This window comes from Enterococcus sp. 4E1_DIV0656, from assembly GCF_002140695.1.
Classification (GTDB): Bacteria; Bacillota; Bacilli; order Lactobacillales; family Enterococcaceae; genus Enterococcus_D; species Enterococcus_D entomosocium.
Genome location: NZ_NGLF01000001.1, coordinates 2,415,387 through 2,434,308 on the forward strand (window position 1 = coordinate 2,415,387; position 18,922 = coordinate 2,434,308).

Annotated in this window: 18 protein-coding genes and 1 other annotated feature (1 of these 19 running past the window's edge); of the genes, 15 read left to right on the top strand and 3 right to left on the bottom strand. The window is 42.9% G+C overall.

The window, feature by feature from the left end:
• Positions 1-19 precede the first annotated feature (19 nt).
• From A5882_RS11465 to A5882_RS11505, 9 genes are all read left to right on the top strand, one after another.
• Positions 20-349 (top strand): cyclic-di-AMP receptor, encoded by a 330-nt coding sequence (locus tag A5882_RS11465; RefSeq protein ID WP_005229817.1) that lies wholly within the window; start codon positions 20-22, stop codon positions 347-349.
• Between the two features lie 14 nt (positions 350-363).
• Positions 364-1,296 (top strand): DNA polymerase III subunit delta', encoded by a 933-nt coding sequence (holB, locus tag A5882_RS11470; protein WP_005236622.1) that lies wholly within the window; start codon positions 364-366, stop codon positions 1,294-1,296.
• A 29-nt stretch (positions 1,297-1,325) separates the two neighbouring features.
• A complete protein-coding gene (locus A5882_RS11475) occupies positions 1,326-2,126 on the top strand; it encodes a stage 0 sporulation family protein (RefSeq protein ID WP_005236620.1) in 801 nt (266 codons plus the stop codon).
• A gap of 19 nt (positions 2,127-2,145) precedes the next feature.
• Positions 2,146-2,493 carry a DNA replication initiation control protein YabA gene (locus A5882_RS11480; RefSeq protein WP_077452675.1) on the top strand — a complete coding sequence of 116 codons (348 nt, stop codon included), beginning with the start codon at positions 2,146-2,148 and terminating at the stop codon, positions 2,491-2,493.
• A 74-nt stretch (positions 2,494-2,567) separates the two neighbouring features.
• Positions 2,568-3,428: a 16S rRNA (cytidine(1402)-2'-O)-methyltransferase gene (rsmI, locus tag A5882_RS11485; protein WP_005236618.1), complete on the top strand. Its 861-nt coding sequence runs from the start codon at positions 2,568-2,570 to the stop codon at positions 3,426-3,428.
• A 172-nt stretch (positions 3,429-3,600) separates the two neighbouring features.
• Positions 3,601-4,818: an ammonium transporter gene (locus A5882_RS11490; protein ID WP_005236611.1), complete on the top strand. Its 1,218-nt coding sequence runs from the start codon at positions 3,601-3,603 to the stop codon at positions 4,816-4,818.
• Between the two features lie 16 nt (positions 4,819-4,834).
• Positions 4,835-5,176 (top strand): P-II family nitrogen regulator, encoded by a 342-nt coding sequence (locus A5882_RS11495; protein ID WP_005229830.1) that lies wholly within the window; start codon positions 4,835-4,837, stop codon positions 5,174-5,176.
• 150 nt (positions 5,177-5,326) lie between these two features.
• Positions 5,327-6,451, top strand: a complete 1,125-nt coding sequence (dinB, locus tag A5882_RS11500) for a DNA polymerase IV (RefSeq protein ID WP_086372799.1) — start codon at positions 5,327-5,329, stop codon at positions 6,449-6,451.
• A 20-nt stretch (positions 6,452-6,471) separates the two neighbouring features.
• Positions 6,472-7,128 (top strand): DNA alkylation repair protein, encoded by a 657-nt coding sequence (locus A5882_RS11505; protein WP_086372800.1) that lies wholly within the window; start codon positions 6,472-6,474, stop codon positions 7,126-7,128.
• Positions 7,129-7,264: 136 nt separating this feature from the next.
• On the opposite strand, the gene nrdG is transcribed toward A5882_RS11505, so the two are convergent.
• Both nrdG and nrdD read right to left on the bottom strand, forming a co-directional pair.
• Entirely contained in the window at positions 7,265-7,861 is a 597-nt protein-coding gene (gene nrdG, locus A5882_RS11510; protein ID WP_005236608.1) for an anaerobic ribonucleoside-triphosphate reductase activating protein, read from the bottom strand.
• Positions 7,862-7,941: 80 nt separating this feature from the next.
• The gene (gene nrdD, locus A5882_RS11515) at positions 7,942-10,137 is read right to left on the bottom strand and encodes an anaerobic ribonucleoside-triphosphate reductase (protein ID WP_005236607.1); all 2,196 of its coding nucleotides are present in this window, start codon (positions 10,135-10,137) and stop codon (positions 7,942-7,944) included.
• Between the two features lie 286 nt (positions 10,138-10,423).
• On the opposite strand from nrdD, the gene A5882_RS11525 reads away from it, so the two are divergent.
• The 6 genes from A5882_RS11525 to A5882_RS11550 all read left to right on the top strand — a co-directional run bounded on the left by A5882_RS11525 (position 10,424) and on the right by A5882_RS11550 (position 17,217).
• On the top strand, positions 10,424-11,188 hold the full coding sequence (locus tag A5882_RS11525) for an ABC transporter ATP-binding protein (RefSeq protein WP_005236606.1): 765 nt from the start codon (positions 10,424-10,426) through the stop codon (positions 11,186-11,188).
• Positions 11,178-13,232 carry an FtsX-like permease family protein gene (locus A5882_RS11530; protein ID WP_005236604.1) on the top strand — a complete coding sequence of 685 codons (2,055 nt, stop codon included), beginning with the start codon at positions 11,178-11,180 and terminating at the stop codon, positions 13,230-13,232. Before A5882_RS11525 ends, A5882_RS11530 begins: the two co-directional genes overlap by 11 nt.
• A 135-nt stretch (positions 13,233-13,367) precedes the next feature.
• The gene (locus tag A5882_RS11535; protein ID WP_008381585.1) at positions 13,368-14,450 is read left to right on the top strand and encodes a M42 family metallopeptidase; all 1,083 of its coding nucleotides are present in this window, start codon (positions 13,368-13,370) and stop codon (positions 14,448-14,450) included.
• A 9-nt stretch (positions 14,451-14,459) separates the two neighbouring features.
• Positions 14,460-15,245 (top strand): DUF975 family protein, encoded by a 786-nt coding sequence (locus A5882_RS11540; protein WP_228085134.1) that lies wholly within the window; start codon positions 14,460-14,462, stop codon positions 15,243-15,245.
• A 208-nt stretch (positions 15,246-15,453) separates the two neighbouring features.
• The gene (locus tag A5882_RS11545) at positions 15,454-16,194 is read left to right on the top strand and encodes an MBL fold metallo-hydrolase (RefSeq protein ID WP_005236590.1); all 741 of its coding nucleotides are present in this window, start codon (positions 15,454-15,456) and stop codon (positions 16,192-16,194) included.
• An 18-nt stretch (positions 16,195-16,212) separates the two neighbouring features.
• On the top strand, positions 16,213-17,217 hold the full coding sequence (locus tag A5882_RS11550; RefSeq protein ID WP_005236575.1) for a lipoate--protein ligase: 1,005 nt from the start codon (positions 16,213-16,215) through the stop codon (positions 17,215-17,217).
• A 47-nt stretch (positions 17,218-17,264) separates the two neighbouring features.
• Here the strand turns inward: A5882_RS11550 and proS are convergent, their stop codons facing one another.
• Entirely contained in the window at positions 17,265-18,698 is a 1,434-nt protein-coding gene (gene proS / locus A5882_RS11555; protein WP_008381577.1) for a proline--tRNA ligase, read from the bottom strand.
• Between the two features lie 41 nt (positions 18,699-18,739).
• Positions 18,740-18,922, bottom strand: a binding site (T-box leader); it runs 22 nt beyond the window's last position.

An 18,922-nucleotide genomic window follows, 5' to 3' on the forward strand; every position in this document is an offset into this window, starting at 1 on the left:
ACACAAAGGAGATGGTCCCATGAAATTAATTATGGCAATCGTACAAGACAAAGACAGTAATCGTTTGGCAAATGAGTTTATTGATGCCAATATCCGTGCTACAAAATTGTCATCAACGGGTGGTTTTTTAAAGGCTGGTAATAGTACGTTTATCATTGGTATTGAAGATGACCGTGTGCAAGATGCGTTAGAATTGATTAAAAAAACCTGTCAATCAAGAAAGCAATATGTCTCGACACCGATGTCACTAGATATATCCTTAGATGGTCAAGTTCCTTATCCAGTCGAAGTCGAAGTCGGTGGCGCCACCGTATTCGTGCTGCCAGTTGACGGATTCCATCAATATTAAAAAAGGAGCATTTCATGGAGGAGTTATTTCTACAAGAATACCAGCCTCTTGTTTTTGCCCAACTAAAAAAAAGTATCAAGCATGGGCGCATTGCTCATGCTTATCTTTTTGAAGGGGACAAGGGGACTGGCAAGCATGAACTAAGTCTATGGCTCGCAAAACGCCTTTTTTGTGCCAATGTACAAGAAGAAGCGCCATGTGGTGCATGCAGCAATTGTCTACGGATCGCCCAAGGAGAGCATCCTGACGTTATCCAAATTGAACCTGATGGGCAGATGATCAAAGTCGACCAGATTCGACAGCTGCAAGAGGAGTTCTCAAAAAGCGGCTTTGAAAGCCGTTTGAAAATCTTTATTTTGTCTCAAGCTGACAAAATGAACAACAGCGCTGCCAACAGTTTACTAAAGTTTTTAGAAGAACCAGTGGGAAACTTTCTGGCGATCTTAGAAACGGAGAGCCTTGGTCGTATTTTGCCAACCATCCAGTCTCGCTGTCAGATCATTCATTTCTCTCCTTTGTCAAAAGAAAAACTGCAAGAAAAGTTACAAGAAGAGGGACTTTCTAAAGAGACAAGCCGACTTCTAAGCCACTTGACCAATAGTTATCATAAAGCAGTTGAAATCTCGCAAGATGAATGGTTTAATGAAACTAAGGATGCTGTTAAGCGTTGGGTGAATTACCTTTTGAAGAAAGACCCGCAAGCATTTATTTTTGTTCAGAAAAAATTATTGGGTCTAGCAAAAGAAAAAAATCAGCAATCAGAAATCTTTTTGCTCTTGTTATTTTACTTTCAAGAGGAGCGGGATCGATTGTTGGGGCAAGGTTTATGGGGAAAAGAGATCAATCGTGCCATTGAAGCCGCATTGCAAGCACAAAAAAAGTTGCAAGCCAATGTGTCTTTCCAAGGTGTGGCAGAACAATTTTCCGTGAAAATCATCTATGGATAAAACGCAGCAGCCGGAAAAGGAGACCAGAGATGATCGAAGTTGTCGGAGTGCGTTATCATGACGTAGGCCAGATTTATTTTTACACACCGAAAAAACAGACCTATACTATAAATGACCAAGTCATCGTGGAATCACAAGATGCTAAATGTCTTGCCACAGTCGTCACCAAAAGCAGAGAAATGAATGAGAGCGATTTGCCTCAGGTAGTCAAACCTATCTTACGTCGGGCGACGAAGAAAGATTTGGAACAGGCAGCAGCCAATCAAAAGGCGGCAGATGAAGCGTTAAAAATTGGAAAAGAAAAAATCCGCGCACATCAGTTGCCAATGAAACTGATTCGAGTAGCCTATACCTTTGAGCGGACAAAACTGATTTTTTCGTTTACTGCAGAAAGCCGTGTTGACTTTCGCGAATTAGTCAAAGACTTGGCAAGTGAATTTCATACCCGGATTGAACTGCGCCAAATCGGTGTCAGGGATGAAGCGAAGGCACTAGGCGGAGTTGGGCCCTGTGGTCGCAAACTATGCTGTGCGACGTTTTTAGGGGATTTTATCCCTGTATCCATCAAGATGGCTAAAGATCAAGGACTTTCCTTGAATCCTGCGAAAATCTCAGGATTATGCGGTCGTTTGATGTGCTGTCTTAAGTATGAAAGTGAAGAATATGAGCGGGCGAAAAAAGAATTGCCGGATCGCGGCAAGGAAGTTGAAACGCCAGATGGCAAAGGACGTGTGGTTGGGCTGGACCTGTTGAGCCGAGTGATCAAAGTCCGTTTGCATGATCGGCAAACACCAATCGAATATGATTATGAAGAACTAGTGACAAAATAAGTAGGTGACCATAATGAGCATGGACAAACGATCAATATATGACGGATTGAATCAGTTAGAATCGGAGTTGCAAAATTCCTTAAATAATCTAGCGGAAATGAAGCAGTCTTTGCAAGAAATCGTCGAAAAAAATACGACATTAGAATTGGAAAATCAACGCTTACGTGAACACATTCGTGAGTTGAACCAAGTGGCAGATGCACCCGCTGAATCGGTCAAACAAGAACTTTCTAAATCACGAATGAATTTAGAAAAGATTTACGAAGAAGGATTTCATGTTTGTTATGACTTATACGGTTCTCGCAGAGAACATGATGAACCTTGTGCATTTTGTCTAGAAGTGATCTATCGTGAAAGCGGCAAATAACTGACTGACAGTCTAATAGGTTCGTTAGAAAAAAGATCAGTTTCCACTGGTCTTTTTTTCGAAAGGAGCAGTACATGCAAAAGCAACAAAGTTATAAACAAGACACTGGAAAACTGTATCTTGTTCCGACACCGATCGGGAACTTGGAAGATATGACGGTCCGTTGTGTCAAAATTTTAAAAGAAGCGGACCTGATCGCAAGTGAAGATACTCGCAATACCCAGAAATTGTTGAATCATTTTGAGATCTCGACACCGCAAAAAAGCTTACATGAACACAATTATAAAGAGCGAGTTCCGCATTTGGTAGAACAGCTGCAGATGGGCAAGACCATTGCCCAATGCAGCGATGCTGGTATGCCCTCCATCAGTGATCCGGGGCATGAATTAGTCAAGGCCTGTCTAGCTGAAGGAATCGCGGTGATTGCGCTTCCGGGACCTACGGCAGGTTTGACAGCGTTGATTGCTTCAGGCTTATCGCCGCAACCAAATCTTTTTTATGGCTTTTTACCTCGTAAGAAAAAAGAACAAAAACAAGCCTTGAGTGAATTAGCGACCCAGAAAGCAACGATGATTTTTTATGAGTCACCCTATCGAATCGCAGCGACGATTGAAACAATGCTAGAGGTATTTGGTGAACGTCAGGCAGTCATTTGCCGAGAATTGACAAAAATCCATGAAGAATACTTGCGAGGGACCTTTTCTGAATTGATCGACTATTTAGAGCAGCAGCCAATCAAAGGAGAATGCTGTCTGTTGGTGGAAGGCTCTTCTGAAATACATGAAATTGTTTATGAAGGAAGTTACGCAGAACAAGTAGCTGCCTTGATGGAAGAGGCCGAAATGTCCTCAAAAGAAGCAATCAAAGAAGTGGCTAAACGTAATCAAGTAAAGAAACAGCTTGTCTATCAAGCGTATCACCAAATAGAAGAGTAATCATACCGAGACTTCTCTCGGTATTTTTTTGTACCACACGCTCACTTATGTGATATTACCTAACATATAAAGTCAGCTATTTTCAGAAAATTCATGTTTTTCTCAGAAAAATCTAGCTTATTCGAAAATATGGTGTTAGGATAGCTAACATATAGAAAGGGAGGCGTGTAAAATGGATACAGGGAATATTGCATTTATTTTAATTTGTAGCGGTATGGTTTTTCTAATGACTCCAGCATTGGCATTTTTTTATGGAGGATTGGAACGACGCAAAAACATCCTCAATACCATGATGATGGTGATTTGTACGATGGGCTTGGCGTCCGTCCTCTGGGTCGCTCTAGGGTATACATTATCCTTTAGCGGGACAGGATCATTTATTGGCAATTTAGACAAAGTCTTTTTCAATCATGTTTCGATGTCAGAAGGAGAGGGAATTCCAGAAGGGTTGTTTGCTGCCTTTCAAATGATGTTTGCTTTGATCACAACGGCGATTATCACTGGATCAGTCGTTGGAAGAATGCGGTTCTCTGCTATTTTTCTATTTATTGGCTTCTGGCTGGTTTTCGTGTATTTTCCAATGGCGCATATGGTGTGGGGCGGTGGCTTCTTAGATGCGATCGGCTCGATCGACTTTGCAGGAGGCAATGTCGTTCACATCAGTTCGGGAATCAGTGGGCTAGTCTTAGCGATCGTTGTCGGTAAGCGACGAGAATTTCATCAAACCGAATATCGTCCTCATAATATTCCCTTTGTTGTACTAGGTGCCGGTCTTTTATGGTTTGGCTGGTTTGGCTTTAATGCTGGCTCTGCGTTAGCAGCTGATGGTCTAGCGATCCACGCCCTAATGACCACGAATACAGCAGCAGCCAGTGCGATGCTTTCTTGGATGCTGATCGAAAAAATCGTCGTGGGAAAACCGACAATCGTCGGTGCTTGTACAGGTGCAGTGGTGGGCTTAGTTGCCATCACACCAGGGGCGGGGTTTGTCTCCCTTTGGTCTTCCTTTATCATTGGCGCTTTAGTCAGTCCGTTTTGTTACTTCTTTATTTCCGTCATCAAACATCGATTAGGGTTAGATGATGCATTGGATGCCTTTGGTTGTCACGGGGTAGGCGGAATCTTCGGTGGTTTGATGACCGGGATCTTTGCCGATCCCGCTGTTGGTGGACATTCAGGATTGCTTTATGGCGGTGTTGATCTTTTTATCGCACAAGCCGAAAGTATCGTATTTACGATTTTGTTCGCTGGTATCCTATCCTTTGTCATAATTACCTTGATCAAATGGGTGATGCCGATTCGCGTATCTCAGCAAGAAGAAGCGGTGGGGATGGATCGGATCGAACATGATGAAACGGCCTATCCTACCTTTATGGGGTTAGATTCTTAAGAGTGGAGGAGCAGTCATGAAAAAAGTTGAAGCGATTATTCGCCAAGAAAAATTAGAGGAGCTAAAAGCCGCTTTGGATCAATCGGATCTGATCAGTGGGATGACGGTCAGTCAAGTTCTCGGGTGTGGCAATCAAAAAGGGTTAAAAGAGTTTATTCGTGGCCAAGAAGTGATCACGACTCTCTTACCGAAAGTAAATGTCCGCTTTGTTTTGGCAGATGAAAAAGTCGATGCCGTGATTGAGCTGATTGTATCGATCTGTCGGACAGATGAAGTCGGTGATGGCAAAATATTCGTCTACCCTTTGGAAGAAGCGATTCGGATTCGCACCAATGAACGAGGAGAAGCTGCCTTATAGCAGAACTTCTTGGGTCATGAACCGTGCAGCAAAAGTAGCGAACGTATAGGGAAGGGCCAATGAAAATTGGTCCTTTTTGCGTCTTTGTCTTGATTCCTTGCTTGATAGGGAACTTCTGTTCGTTTATAATAAGAAGCGAGGTGAGCAACGATGTCGGAACTGCAATTTCCCTTAAAAAATGATACGAGCCGCAAAATTATTCATATTGATATGGATGCTTTTTTTGCTTCGGTGGAAGAACGGGATGATCCTGAGCTGGCCAAGCATCCCCTTGTCATTGCCCGTCACCCAAGTGATACCGGCGGCCGAGGAGTGGTCACGACAGCGAATTATCTGGCGCGACAATATGGCATCCATTCGGCAATGAGCGCACAAAAAGCCTACGAGCTTTGTCCGCAAGCGATTTTTAAACCGGGGAATCATCAAAAGTATCGTGAAGTGTCCAAGCAAGTCAGAGAAATTTTTCACCGATACACCGACATCATCGAACCAGTTTCAATTGATGAAGCGTATCTGGACGTCACAGTGAACAAAATCAACTGTCCTTCAGCAATTAAGATCGCTCGTCTGATTCAGCGAGACATCTGGCATGAGACCCATTTGACTTGTTCGTCAGGCGTCAGTTACAACAAGTTTTTGGCAAAATTGTCCTCGGATTATCATAAACCACGAGGGTTAACAGTGGTGATGCCGGATGAGGCAGTGGCCTTTTTGCAACAACTACCCATCGATAAATTTCATGGGATCGGGAAGAAAACTGTCCCCAGGATGCATGAGTTAGGCATTTTTACAGGAGCAGATCTATACGCTTGGAGTGAGATGGCGTTGATCCGCGAATTTGGCAAAATGGGGTATTCTTTGTATCGTAAAGTTAGAGGAATCCATGATTCACCAGTCAGTGTGACCAGAGAACGAAAATCAGTCGGTAAGGAGCATACATACGGCAATCCATTAACGAGTGAAGAACAAGTCTTAAGTCAATTACGCGCCATCGCAGAAGAAGTTGAGAGATCACTAAAGCGCACACAGAAACATGGCAAAACAGTCGTGTTGAAAGTCCGTTACAGTGATTACTCTACGATCACTAAACGAGTGACTTTGCCGATTTACGTTCATAAAAAAGAACAGTTATTTTCGGAAGCCAGTCTCATTTGGGAAGAGATTTTAGGTCTTGAAAAAGGCATTCGTCTTTTGGGAATCACCGTCACAAATCTCGATCCTCTGACCTATGAAAATATCGTACTGCCTTTATGGCAAATATCTGACGATCAGTAGACCTAAAAAGGAGGACCAATATGACGATCTATCAAGTATATGAAACGATGATTGCTTTGGCTGATGAAGAACGAAGGGGAAAAATGGCCGCTTATATGCGGCATCAGTTTGAGTTTTTAGGCATCCCTACACCGTTGCGCCGTCAGCAGGAAAAAGCAGCCTTTAAAGTAGCAAAACAAATGAAACGAATCGATTGGGAATTTATCGATCAATGTTGGCAAAGCAGCTATCGGGAACACCAGTACCTTGCGATTGATTATTTAGTGGCGCTGGAGCCCTTTTTATCAGCCGTTGATCTAGCAAAAATTGAACAGTTAGTCATAACGAAATCTTGGTGGGATAGCGTGGACGCACTAAGTGAGGTCGTCAGAAAGCTTGTTCGCCGACTGCCAGCGTTAAAGGCTGAGATGCTTCGTTGGAGTCTTGAGGATAATATTTGGCTACGGCGAGTGGCGATTCTTCACCAATTGTTGCAAAAAGAACAGATGGATCGACCATTACTTGAAGAGATCCTTGTCAACAATTTGGGGAGTTCTGAATTCTTTATCAACAAAGCCATTGGCTGGAGCTTGCGAGACTATGCCAAGACGAATCCTCTGTGGGTTCAAGATTTTCTTCTACGCCATCAAAAAAGTCTGGCGCCTTTGACGGTTCGTGAAGCAAGTAAGTACCTTTAAAAAGCTTGGTCACTGATTTTTATATAACAAAAAAAACACCGTGCATCATCTTTGAAGGAAGATGTGGTGACCCCAAAAGTTCGATTTTTTGGTCTAACTTTTGGGGTCATCTCAAGATGCACGGTGTTTTGAGTCGTTAAATTTGTTTTTTGATTTGTTCGTAACTTGCTTCAGCATCTTTGCACTTTGCCCAGATAACCGCTTTTCCTTGTTCTCGAGATGCAGCAAGATCAATGATTCGTTGATTGCTGCTACCACGAAACTGCAAGTTTAGGTTTCGCTTGCTGAGTTCAAAACGGCCGTCCACCAAAATATCAATTTTGGATAAAAGTTCTAGTTTGTCAGGGGTTTCCAAGAGCAGTTCTTCGTAAGTGTAGCCTGACCAGCTCCAAATGTCCTTGCTATGACCAAATTCGGCGCGAACGCGATCAACAACTTTCAGACAGACCGTCGTGTTCAAGAAAGGTTCGCCGCCTAGGAGGGTCAGTCCTTGAACATAGTCATGTCGCAGATCCTCAATGATTCGATCCTCTAGCTCTTGGGTAAAAGGTGTGCCGTAGCGAAAGTTTTGGACGGCTTTGTTGAAACAGCCTTCACAAGCAAACAGGCAGCCGCTCACATATAAACTATTTCGGATGCCTTCACCGTCCACAAAGTTGAAGGCTTTGTAATCAGCAATATAATTTTGACTGTACTCGTTTGCTTTCCATTCTTGGGGCTTAGGATTTCTCATACGAAAACTTCTTTCTATTGTGAATTACAGGGGTTGTTCGATAAAAGGAGTGTAGAAGAAATCTAACACTCCTTTTATGATTATTCTTGCAAATGTTTGACCCGAGCAGAGATTTCTTTGTGACGACCGTTGACCATCGGGCGAGCTTGAGGATTTCCAAGATACCCGCAGGTTCTTTTGACAACATCACAACTTTTTGGATCGTGATTGCCACATTGTGGACATTCAAAGCCTCGTTCGGTTGGATTAAAGTCTCCTTCATATCCGCACTCGTAACAGTGATCGATAGGGGTATTTGTTCCAAGATAAGCGACCCGATCATATGCGTAATCCCAAACTGCTTCTAACGCTTTTGGATTTTGCTGCAAGACTGGATATTCACAGTAATGAATAAAGCCACCAGAACAGTATTTTGGATAGTCCTTTTCAAAATCAAGTTTCTCAAATGGTGTCGGATTTTTCCGCACATCATAGTGGAAGCTATTGGTATAATATTCTTTGTCGGTAATATTTTCAACTTCACCGAATTTTTCGGTATCTAAGCGACAGAAACGATCGGTCAAGCTTTCACTAGGGGTCGAGTACACACTGAAATGATAGCCGTATTCATCGCCCCAGGCATCGGCATGAGCTTTCAATTCTTTCACGATCGCCATCGTAAAGGCCTTTGCTTCTGGGTCTTGTTCCCAAGTTCCACCGTAAAAAGCCGAAGCAGCTTCGTATAAACCAATGTAACCAAGCGAAACAGTGGCACGTTTGTTTTTGAATAATTCGTTGACATTGTCTTTGCGATCCAAACGTTCACCGAAAGCCCCATACATATAAAGGATCGGCGCATTGGCGGGACTCGCTTCTTTACAGCGTTCCACTCGATAGACAAGGGCATCTTTAACGATTTGCAGACGGTCCTCCAGCAGTGACCAGAATTTTTCTTGATCGCCATTTGCTTCTAAGGCGATCCGTGGAATATTCAATGTCACGACACCTAGATTCATCCGACCGACATTGATTTCTTCACCACGTTCGTTTTTCCAGCCTTGCAAGAAAGAACGACAGCCCATCGGCACTTTAAAGCTGCCAGTCAATTCAACCAATTTATCATAATTCAAAATATCCGGATACATCCGTTTAGTGGCACATTCTAAAGCCAGTTCTTTAATATCATAGTTCGGATCGGTAGGTGCCAAGTTGACCCCACGGCGAATACTAAAAATCAATTTCGGGAAAATAGCAGTACGCTTTTCACTGCCTAACCCGTTGATGCGAATTTGGAGAATCGCTCGTTGAATTTCCCGTTCGAACCAGTTGGTTCCTAAACCAAAGCCAAGGGAAGTAAACGGCGTTTGTCCGTTAGAGGTGAATAACGTATTGATTTCGTATTCTAGACTTTGCATTGCATCGTAGATATCTTTGCGGGTTTTGCTCTTCGCGTAAGCTTCCCGACGTTCGGGTGTCTCAATCCATTCTTCGGCATCTTTTAAATGTTTTTGGTAATTCAACTCAGCAAAAGGAGCCAATAATTCATCTGTTCGATCAGCAGAACAGCCACCATATTGACTCGATGCTACATTTGCAATGATTTGTGAGATTTGAGCGGTGGCCGTTTGGATCGATTTTGGCGATTCCACTTCGGCGTTCCCAATTTTAAATCCATTATTTAGCATGCCTTTAAAATCGATTAGGCAGCAGTTAGTCATTGGGGTATATGGATGATAATCCAAGTCATGGTAATGAATGTCGCCTTTTTGGTGGGCATTTGCCACGTGAGGAGGCAGCATTTTCAAACCAATCGATTTTCCTACGATCCCAGCGGTCAAATCACGTTGTGTGTTGAACACGTTACTATCCTTATTGGCATTTTCATTGACGACCGATTGATCTTTATTCATCAATTTATTGATCGTAAAGTTGATGTCTGTTGCTTTGCTGCGTTCGAAATCACGATGGGTCCGGTAGTTGATATATTCTTCAGCCAAGGCATACTCGTTCTTTGCTAACAAGATATGCTCGACGATATTTTGGATCTCATAGATTTTTACATTTGTACGAAAACGTTCCGCGATCTCGTGATCGACACTGTCAACGATCTCGGTGATTTTTTCGTGGTCGATGGGAGAAAGCTCACCGTTGATTTTTCTCAGGGCTTTCACTAACGCATCATAAATTTTTTGATCATCAAAATCGACAAGCCGTCCATCACGTTTTACGATTTTTAACTGACGCAAAGCGGACTGTCTTTCCAACCCTTGCTCAGGATTTCTCTTAATGTTCATCATTTCTACCACTCCTTATCTTCCACAATATAATAAAACAAATTGTAGAAATGAGCAACTATATATAGTAGTCGAAAAGGGTTTGTGTTTTGGATATACACAATATATGGTGTATATTCATTGAGGTGTTTTCGAGAAAACTTGATAAGATTAAGGATTTGGTTGTTCCATGTTTCACATAATGAATAAAAACTTTTTTAAATTTATTTTTTCTCTGTTTTGAAGCAGAAGTATTCAATGATAAAGTATGCTACCATAAGGAGAGAATTTTTTTAAAGGAGGGTTCTGTGTGAAAAATATGATCGATGTGAAGCATCTGACAAAAAGTTACGGCACCCGTTTCAATCAAACCAAAGTATTAGATAACCTTTCTTTTGCAGTGGATCAAGGAGAATTTGTTGGGGTCATGGGGCCAAGCGGTGCTGGGAAAACGACCTTGATGAATCTTTTGTCTTCAATCATGCGACCTAGCTTAGGCTCGATCTATATCGATGGCAAAGACATTACCCGAATGTCGGAAAAAGCCCTCAGCGATTTTCGCCGTCAGCAGATTGGCTTCATCTTTCAAGATTTTAATCTTTTAGAGACATTGACAGCCAGAGACAATATTTTGCTGCCTTTAGCGATTGATCGCTTGCCCGTGAAGGAAACCCAAGTACGTATCGAGGAGACGGCCAATTTGTTAGGGATCGAACACTTATTGGATCGCTACCCAGAAGAATTGTCTGTAGGGCAAAAACAAAGGGTCGCTGCTGCTCGGGCGATCATCAGTCGTCCGGCGGTCCTTTTTGCTGATGAACCCACGGGAGCCCTTGATTCAAAAGCGGCAACAGAATTGTTACGGTATTTAGCGCAAATCAATCAACAAGAAAAAACGACGATCTTGATGGTCACCCACGATCCTTTTACCGCCAGCTACTGCAATCGGATTCTGTTCATTCGCGATGGTGTCTTCTTTGCGGAAGTTGTCAAAAAAGGCAGCCGTCAGGAATTTTTCGAAAAAATCATCGATATGCAGGCTACGATTGGAGGCGGTCCGCGCCATGTTGTTTAAAATCGGCTGGCGGAGTTTTTTGCGGCAGTTTCGCAATTATATGGTGTATTTTATTTGTATGATGACCGCCGTGATGATTTTTTATTCCTTTAACGCCTTGATGAATGATCGTCTACTGAATCAACGGGTCCAGCAAGACATCCGCATTGAAGGGGTTTTAGGATTCGGCAGCAGTGTGGTTGCCTTTGTCGTCTTGTTTTTTATGCTGAGTGCCAATCATTTTTTTCTTAGTCAGCGACAAAAAGAAATCAGTGTTTACCAGCTTTTGGGGTTGCGGCAAGGTCGTCTTGCTTGGCTGTTGCTACGGGAAACGTTTTTACTAAATTTTTTCTCTCTAGTGACCGGTATCTTTATGGGAATTATTTTTTCAAAATTCTTCTCAATGATTTTGATTCGGGCGATGGGCCTAAATTTGACCAGTCATTTCTTTAATTCACCGCAATCGATTTTTTCGACGGTCTTTGTCTTTATCGCCGCAATGATTATATTGAGTATTCAAGTGATCCTTTTTGTTTGGCGTACCCCAATGAGTGAATTGATCAAGACCGAATACCGCTTACCGATCAAAAAAATGAAAATGACTCCGTTTCGTACATTGATGGGGGTCCTAGGTCTGATTTTACTTGGGGTAGGGTATTATCTGTCATTGACCCTAAGGGAAACATGGACCAACTATATCACGTATACGCAAGATTTTTCAGCGATTCTATGGATCCCTTTACTGATTCTATTTTGCTGTATAACGGCAACCTATCTCTTTTTTGATTGTTCCTTGCCAGCACTGTTGTATTTTTTGAGTAAACCAAAAAAACGCCTTATCAAAGGGGCGAAGTTGATTGCTTACAATAACGTGCGTGCTTACTTGCAAAGGACGTGGAAAAGCTACGCCCTTTTGACGATTATCACTGCAATCGCGATTTCATTGATAGGGGGAACAATGGGGGTCATCTCTTTGAATTACCAAGCAACGAACCGTATCTATCCAACTTCCTTTCAGGTGTCAGGAGAGCAGGCAGGGGCCTTGCGTACCCTTTTAGAAAAGTCGGATGTGCCAATTACAGCGGAACAAGCAATTCCCTACAAAATGACCAATATGACGGTGCAGACACGCTACCTAGGAGAGTTGCAAGATGAAAGTGTCGAAAATATGATGGTGAATCTGGTGGCACTTTCGGATTATCAGCGTCTGCGAAAACTGGTTCCGGGTGCTCCTGAGATTCGACTGAGTACTGATAAGCAAGCTGTACTTTTTGACAGTCAATACGACGTAACTCGCTCATTTATCACATATCGCGATGAAGTCAAAGTCGGCAGTCAGCATAATTTTAAACTCATTCAAGCCGAACAAGATTATTTTGGTGATAGTGCTTTACGCTATTCTTTACCCAATGTCCTTGTCATTCAAGATGAGGCGTACCAACAAATCAAAGGATTCACCTATACCATTGCTTATTTACAGACCGAAAAGGTGCAAACAGACGCGCTGACACAGTTGTTGGATGAAGAGCTGCCAATCGAGTGGGCGCATCCATTGACCTATGAATTTAGCGACGACCAAAAAAACGTACGCTTTTATCCAGAGACCGCTCGGGATTCAAGTAGTGATAGTGGTCAGACGACCGCATATCGGCTAACGTTAGCCAATCGCTTTACAACAATGCGCGGGGTGCGACGACAAGCAGGAATCATTTTGTTCGTATCGCTATTTGTTGGGGTGATCGTTTTGATCACCACGTCTAGTAGTTTGATCGTTCGGCAATTTTCTAACACGGAGCGGGAAAAGTACAATTACCGACTATTGACAAAATTAGGCTACACCCGTAATGAAGTGCGCAAGTTGGTGTACTGGCAAAACATTTGGATTTTTATGCCTGGCACCTTATTGGCGATTTTGCATGCGGTATTTGCCATCAATACTTTCACACAGATCATCGATAGTCCCGGGTATTGGGTTGCTCATTTGTTTGCAGCAGTGGCAGCAGTCGTCTATCTGTTTGCCTATTTGATTACCGTCAAGCTGTGTCTGCGGATTATTGAAACTTGATCTATTTATACGATAAAACGATTCTAGGAAACTAGGATCGTTTTTTTTCGTTTAACCAATCTTTTTGTATTTCCCTCTGGCACCAGATTAAGAGAATGGTATAATCATAATCAATGAGACAAAGGAGGAAGCAAGATGGAGAAAAAAGAAGAACAGCTTTTAATAGACCTAACGACTGCACGTGGGGTTCCTGGGAATGAGGAGGAAGTGCGTGAAGTCTTTAAAGAATATGCCAAAGACTTTGCTGAAGATATCTTTTTTGATGGTTTAGGAAGTGTCATTGCCAAACATGTTGGTGATGGCGGCGGTCCGAAAATTTTTATTTCGGGACATATGGATGAAGTCGGCTTTATGGTAACAAAAATCACAGAAAAAGGCTTTATTGAATTTCAAACCCTTGGGGGCTGGTGGGGGCAAGTGATGCTGGCACAGCAAGTGGAGATCAAAACCAATGAAGGCAAAGTGATCCACGGTGTCGTCGGCTCAAAACCACCCCATGTGTTGAGTCCAGAGACTCGAAACAAACCTTACGATATCAAAGATATGTTCATCGATATTGGCGCGTCAAGCGAAGAGGAAGCCAAAGGCTGGGGCATCCGTCCTGGAGACATGATCACCCCTTATATCCAATACAAACGGATGAACGACAGCAAATTTTTGCTAGCAAAAGCTTGGGACAATCGAATCGGTACGGCGGTATCACTGCGGGTATTAGAAACCTTGGCAGCAGAAGGACATCCAAACTGCTTGTTTGCCGGCAGTGACGTGATGGAAGAAGTTGGCCTAAGAGGTGCGCGAACAAGCACTCATTTAGTGAATCCTGATATCGCTATCGCCCTAGATACTGGTACTGCTGGGGACACACCTGGAATGACGCCAAAAGAAGCGGATTCTGTGTTAGGGAAAGGCCCACAAGTCTTGATTTTCGATGCTTCCATGATTCCTCACAAGAAATTATTGAATTTTGTGATCGATGTCGCCGAAGAGATGGAAATTCCTTTCCAATATACCGTGATCACTGGTGGAGGAACCGATGCTGGTCAAATGCATTTGACTCGTGATGGGGTCCCTTCGATCGCTATTACCGTGCCCGTTCGTTACCTGCATTCTCATACTTCTGTCATTCATGAGGATGACTACTTCAATACAGTCAAGCTTGTAACGGAAGTGGTTCGCCGCTTAGACGATAAAACCGTTAAAGCATTGCGCAGTTATTAAGGTGAGATTATGAGATCAAACACAATGATTCGTGAGACGGCTAAAAACTCCTTGCGCGGATTCTGGGGAACGTTCGTCTTAAGTATTTTAGCGACGGTTGCCGTACAAGCGGTGGTCAGCTCGCTTTTTAGTAGTATTGGGACTTCTTTTGGTGCAAACAATGCAGAGAGCTGGATCGATCTGATCTTGGACAATTTTGTCTTCTTTGCGTTTTCGGTAGCATTGAGTATTATGGCACTCTATCTGGTTCGTGGCAGAGGAATCCAGGTGGCGGATATTTTTCTCGTCTTTGATAAGCGTCTGTATGTACCGTTTTTGTTATTAAACTTAGTGAGCGCGCTTTTAAATTATCTTTTGAGTTTTGCGATTTTCTTACCGCAATTTGTCTTATCAGGCCTTAATCAATATTTGGGCTTGGTATTCAATTTTAATCGGGGAATTTCTATTGATGTATCGATGTTTAACGGTTCGATCGCTTTTGTGGTTGGGACGATTCTCTCCATCATCTTGTTCTTCTTTTTGTCGCAAGTTGTTACCGGTGTGATCCAATTAGCAATCTATCTGCGCTATGATCAGCCTGAATTAGGAGTCCTTCAATCAATTAAAGCAGCTTTCGCTCTCTTGCGACCGCATCTGGGCCAATACATTTGGCTGCAATTATCATTGATTGGCTGGTTTATTCTGGGTTTCTTGGCGCTTATGATTGGGATGTTGTGGGCAAACGCCTATGCGTATGCGGTCAACGCAGCATTCTATGAAGAATTGATCAATGAACAACGAGCGCTGATCAGATAAGTAAAAAAAGACGACGTACCATTGGAATGGTTCCTTAAGGATAGAGTAGAACACTCATTCAAGGGATTCATCAATAGACGTCGTTTTTTTCTCATTTTCTTGATCCTTTTTCGCAAAAAAAAATGGTCAGATTTTAGTCAAATCAGCTGAGATGTGATAGCATAAAAGAAGTAGAAAATCAGCTGGAGCCAAAGAGGAGGAAACACATGTGAAAATAACTGTCTTAGGTTGTTTAGGTGCCTATCCGTATAATGGTGAAGGGACTACTGGCTATTTAGTAGAGTCAGATGGCTTTCATTTGCTGCTTGATGCGGGAAGTACCACCTTGGTCCAATTAGAAAAGATCCTTGATCCCTTAGACTTAGATGCAGTGATTTTGACACATTACCATCACGATCATATTGCGGATCTGGGGGTATTACAATACTATTGGCAATTATATCCCGAAAACGAAGAACGGCAGGTTTTGCCGATCTACGGTCATGGGGAGGACAGGGTTCATTTTGAAAGTCTGACGATGCCGGGAGTGACCCAAGGATTTGATTACCTTCAGTCTGAGTCGTTGGAATTGGGCCCGTTCACCATTACCTTTATGAAAACGATTCATCCAGTCACTTGCTATGCCATGCGATTTGTTGAGAAAAGTACGGGCAAGGTCTTTGTTTTTACTGGAGACTCTGGCTATTTAGAATCTTTCGTTCCGTTTGCTGAAGGGGCTGACTTATTCTTGGCAGATACTTATCTTTTTGCAGGAAATGAGCGGCACAAGGCTCATTTTACTTCAAAAGAAGCAGGGGAGATCGCCCATGCAGCGCAGGTGAAAAAATTAATGTTGACGCATTTGCCGCAACACGGTGACTTAGAACAGTTACGAGAAGAGGCTGCGCTAGCTGCCAATGGAATCCCTGTTGAGTTGGCGGCTGTTCAAAAAATAGTAGAAATCATCTAATTAGGAGGAACGAATAGTATGCTTTTTGTACCGAATGAACTGAACGACCCACGCATCAATTTAGCCATCGAGATTTTTCTTCTTCAAGAAATGAAAGTGGATGAACCAATCTTACTTTTTTACATTAATGAACCATCGATTATCATTGGACGCAATCAAAATACGATCGAAGAGATCAATAAGGAATATGTGGATGAACATGGGATTCATGTCGTTCGTCGTTTCAGCGGCGGCGGTGCAGTCTATCATGATTTCGGAAACTTGAATTTCAGCTTTATTATGCCTGACGATGGCAATTCTTTCAGAGATTTTGAAAAACTGACCAAACCAATCGTCCAAGCCTTGCATGAGATGGGTGTTGAAGGGGCGCAACTAAAAGGGCGCAACGACCTTGTGATCAATGACATGAAGTTTTCTGGGAATGCGATGTACGCAACGAATGGCCGGATGTTTGCTCATGGGACGATCATGTTTGACAGTGACATCAATGAAGTGGTCAACGCCTTGAAAGTCCGCAAAGACAAAATCGAATCAAAAGGCATCAAATCGATCCGCTCAAGAGTGACCAACATCAAACCATTCTTGCCAAAAGAGAAGCAAGACATGACGACTGAAGAGTTCCGTCAAGAAATCTTATTGAAGATTTTTGGTGTCGATTCCGTGGAAGAAGTCAAAACCTATGAACTGACTGAAGAGGATTGGGTCAAGATCAATGAGATTTCCGATAAGTATTATCGCAACTGGGATTGGAATTACGGTAAATCTCCAGCTTTTGATATTGAACGCCGTCATCGCTTCCCAATCGGCTCCATCGAAGTTCGTTTGAATGTGGCAGAAGGAAAAATCACGGATGCCAAAATCTTTGGCGACTTTTTCGGACTAGGGGACATTGCAGATGTCGAACAAGCCCTGATCGGTACTCGTTATGCCAAGGAAGATTTGGCACAAGTCATCGCCAACATTGATGTCAAAAAATATTTTGGCAACATCACGCCTGAAGATTTTCTTTCATTGATTTATTAATCAAAAAACGAAGCAGCCTTTTCAATCTGGCTGCTTCGTTTTTTCTATTAGTATGCGCGGGCGATCCAAACGGTATGCTTGGCAGGTTTGCCACTGACGATATCGACTGTTTTTTCCATTGGTGCTTCAAACGGAATGTTTCGGGTAGTAAAGCCGGTTTCTTCTTTGATTTTCGCTTCCGTTTCTTCCGAGCCGTCCCAACCGATCAAAACAAAGCCAGTCACTTTGTCTTCTTGTTTGCACGTTTCGATATGGGCTTTTAGTTCATCCAATGTATCGATGTTGGTGTACTCATTATCTTTGTTACGTTCCTTCGCAGCTGCCAATAAGCGTGGGGTCATTGCTTGCAGTTCTTGATCAACGAAGGCTTCCAAGTCCTCAAGAGCGACTGTTTGCTTGTCAGTCAAGTCGCGGACTTTGACCATCACTTTGCCAGCTTCTAAATCTCTTGGGCCACATTCGATTCGCAAGCAAGCGCCTTTTAGTTCCCATTCATTGAACTTATAGCCAGGTGAGTTATCAGAATCATCCAATCGAACACGAATGCCCTTGGCTTTAAAGTTGGCATACAGTTCTTCTAATTTTTCTAAGATGGCTGGATTCTTTTTCCATGGACCGACTGGTAACAACACAACTTGGGTTGGTGCAATGGTTGGTGGGAAAACTAACCCATTTTCATCGCCATGGGTCATGATCAAGGCCCCCAACAAGCGGGTAGAGACACCCCAAGAGGTTGTGTGGGCATGGACATGCTTGTTTTCTTTCGTTAAATACGTAATATCAAATGCTTCAGCAAATTTTGTCCCCATGTAGTGGCTGGTTCCTGCTTGGACTGCTTTGCCGTCTTTCATCATCGCTTCGATCGAATAAGTATCAACTGCTCCAGCAAAACGCTCAGAAGGGGTTTTTTGTCCGCGATAAACAGGGATCGCTAGGAATTCTTCGCAAAGGCGGGCATATTCATCCAAGATTTTCATGGTGCGTTGACGTGCATCTTCTTCGTTTTCATGAGCGGTATGACCTTCTTGCCATAAAAACTCTGAGGTACGCAAGAAAGGCAATGTTTTCTTTTCCCAACGAAAGACGTTTGCCCATTGATTGATTTCGTAAGGTAGGTCACGATAGGAGTTGATCCAATCAGAAAAGGCAGAGCCAATCATGGTTTCTGAGGTTGGACGCAAGGCCAAAGGTTCTTCCAATTTTTCATTGCCGACTTCTGTGACCCATGGCAATTCAGGCGCAAAACCTTCAATATGATCGGCTTCTTTCATAAAGAAATTTTGCGGAATCAGCATTGGGAAGTACGCATTGCGAATGCCCTCTTTTTTCAAGAATCGATTGAACTCTTCTTGGATATGCTCCCAAAGTTCGAAGCCGTCAGGACGGAAAATAATGGAGCCTTTCACTGGGGAGTAAGCCATCAATTCGGCTTTTTGGATCGTTTGGATATACCATTCTGTAAAATCATTTTTTTGTGTCATTCTTTTTCCTCCTTAAAAAAATAAAAAAGCATCTCGTCCTAAAAAAGGACGAAATGCTTGGATTTCGCGGTACCACCTTTGTTGATTATCTATCGGGATAATCCAACTCGTAAAGGATAAGGCCTTTCCACCGACCGTTTTGCGGTCATTGCCATTGGGTAGGTTCATTTTATCAGTGGGTGTCGATTTTTCAGCTGCCATCGACTCTCTAAGACCATCATAAA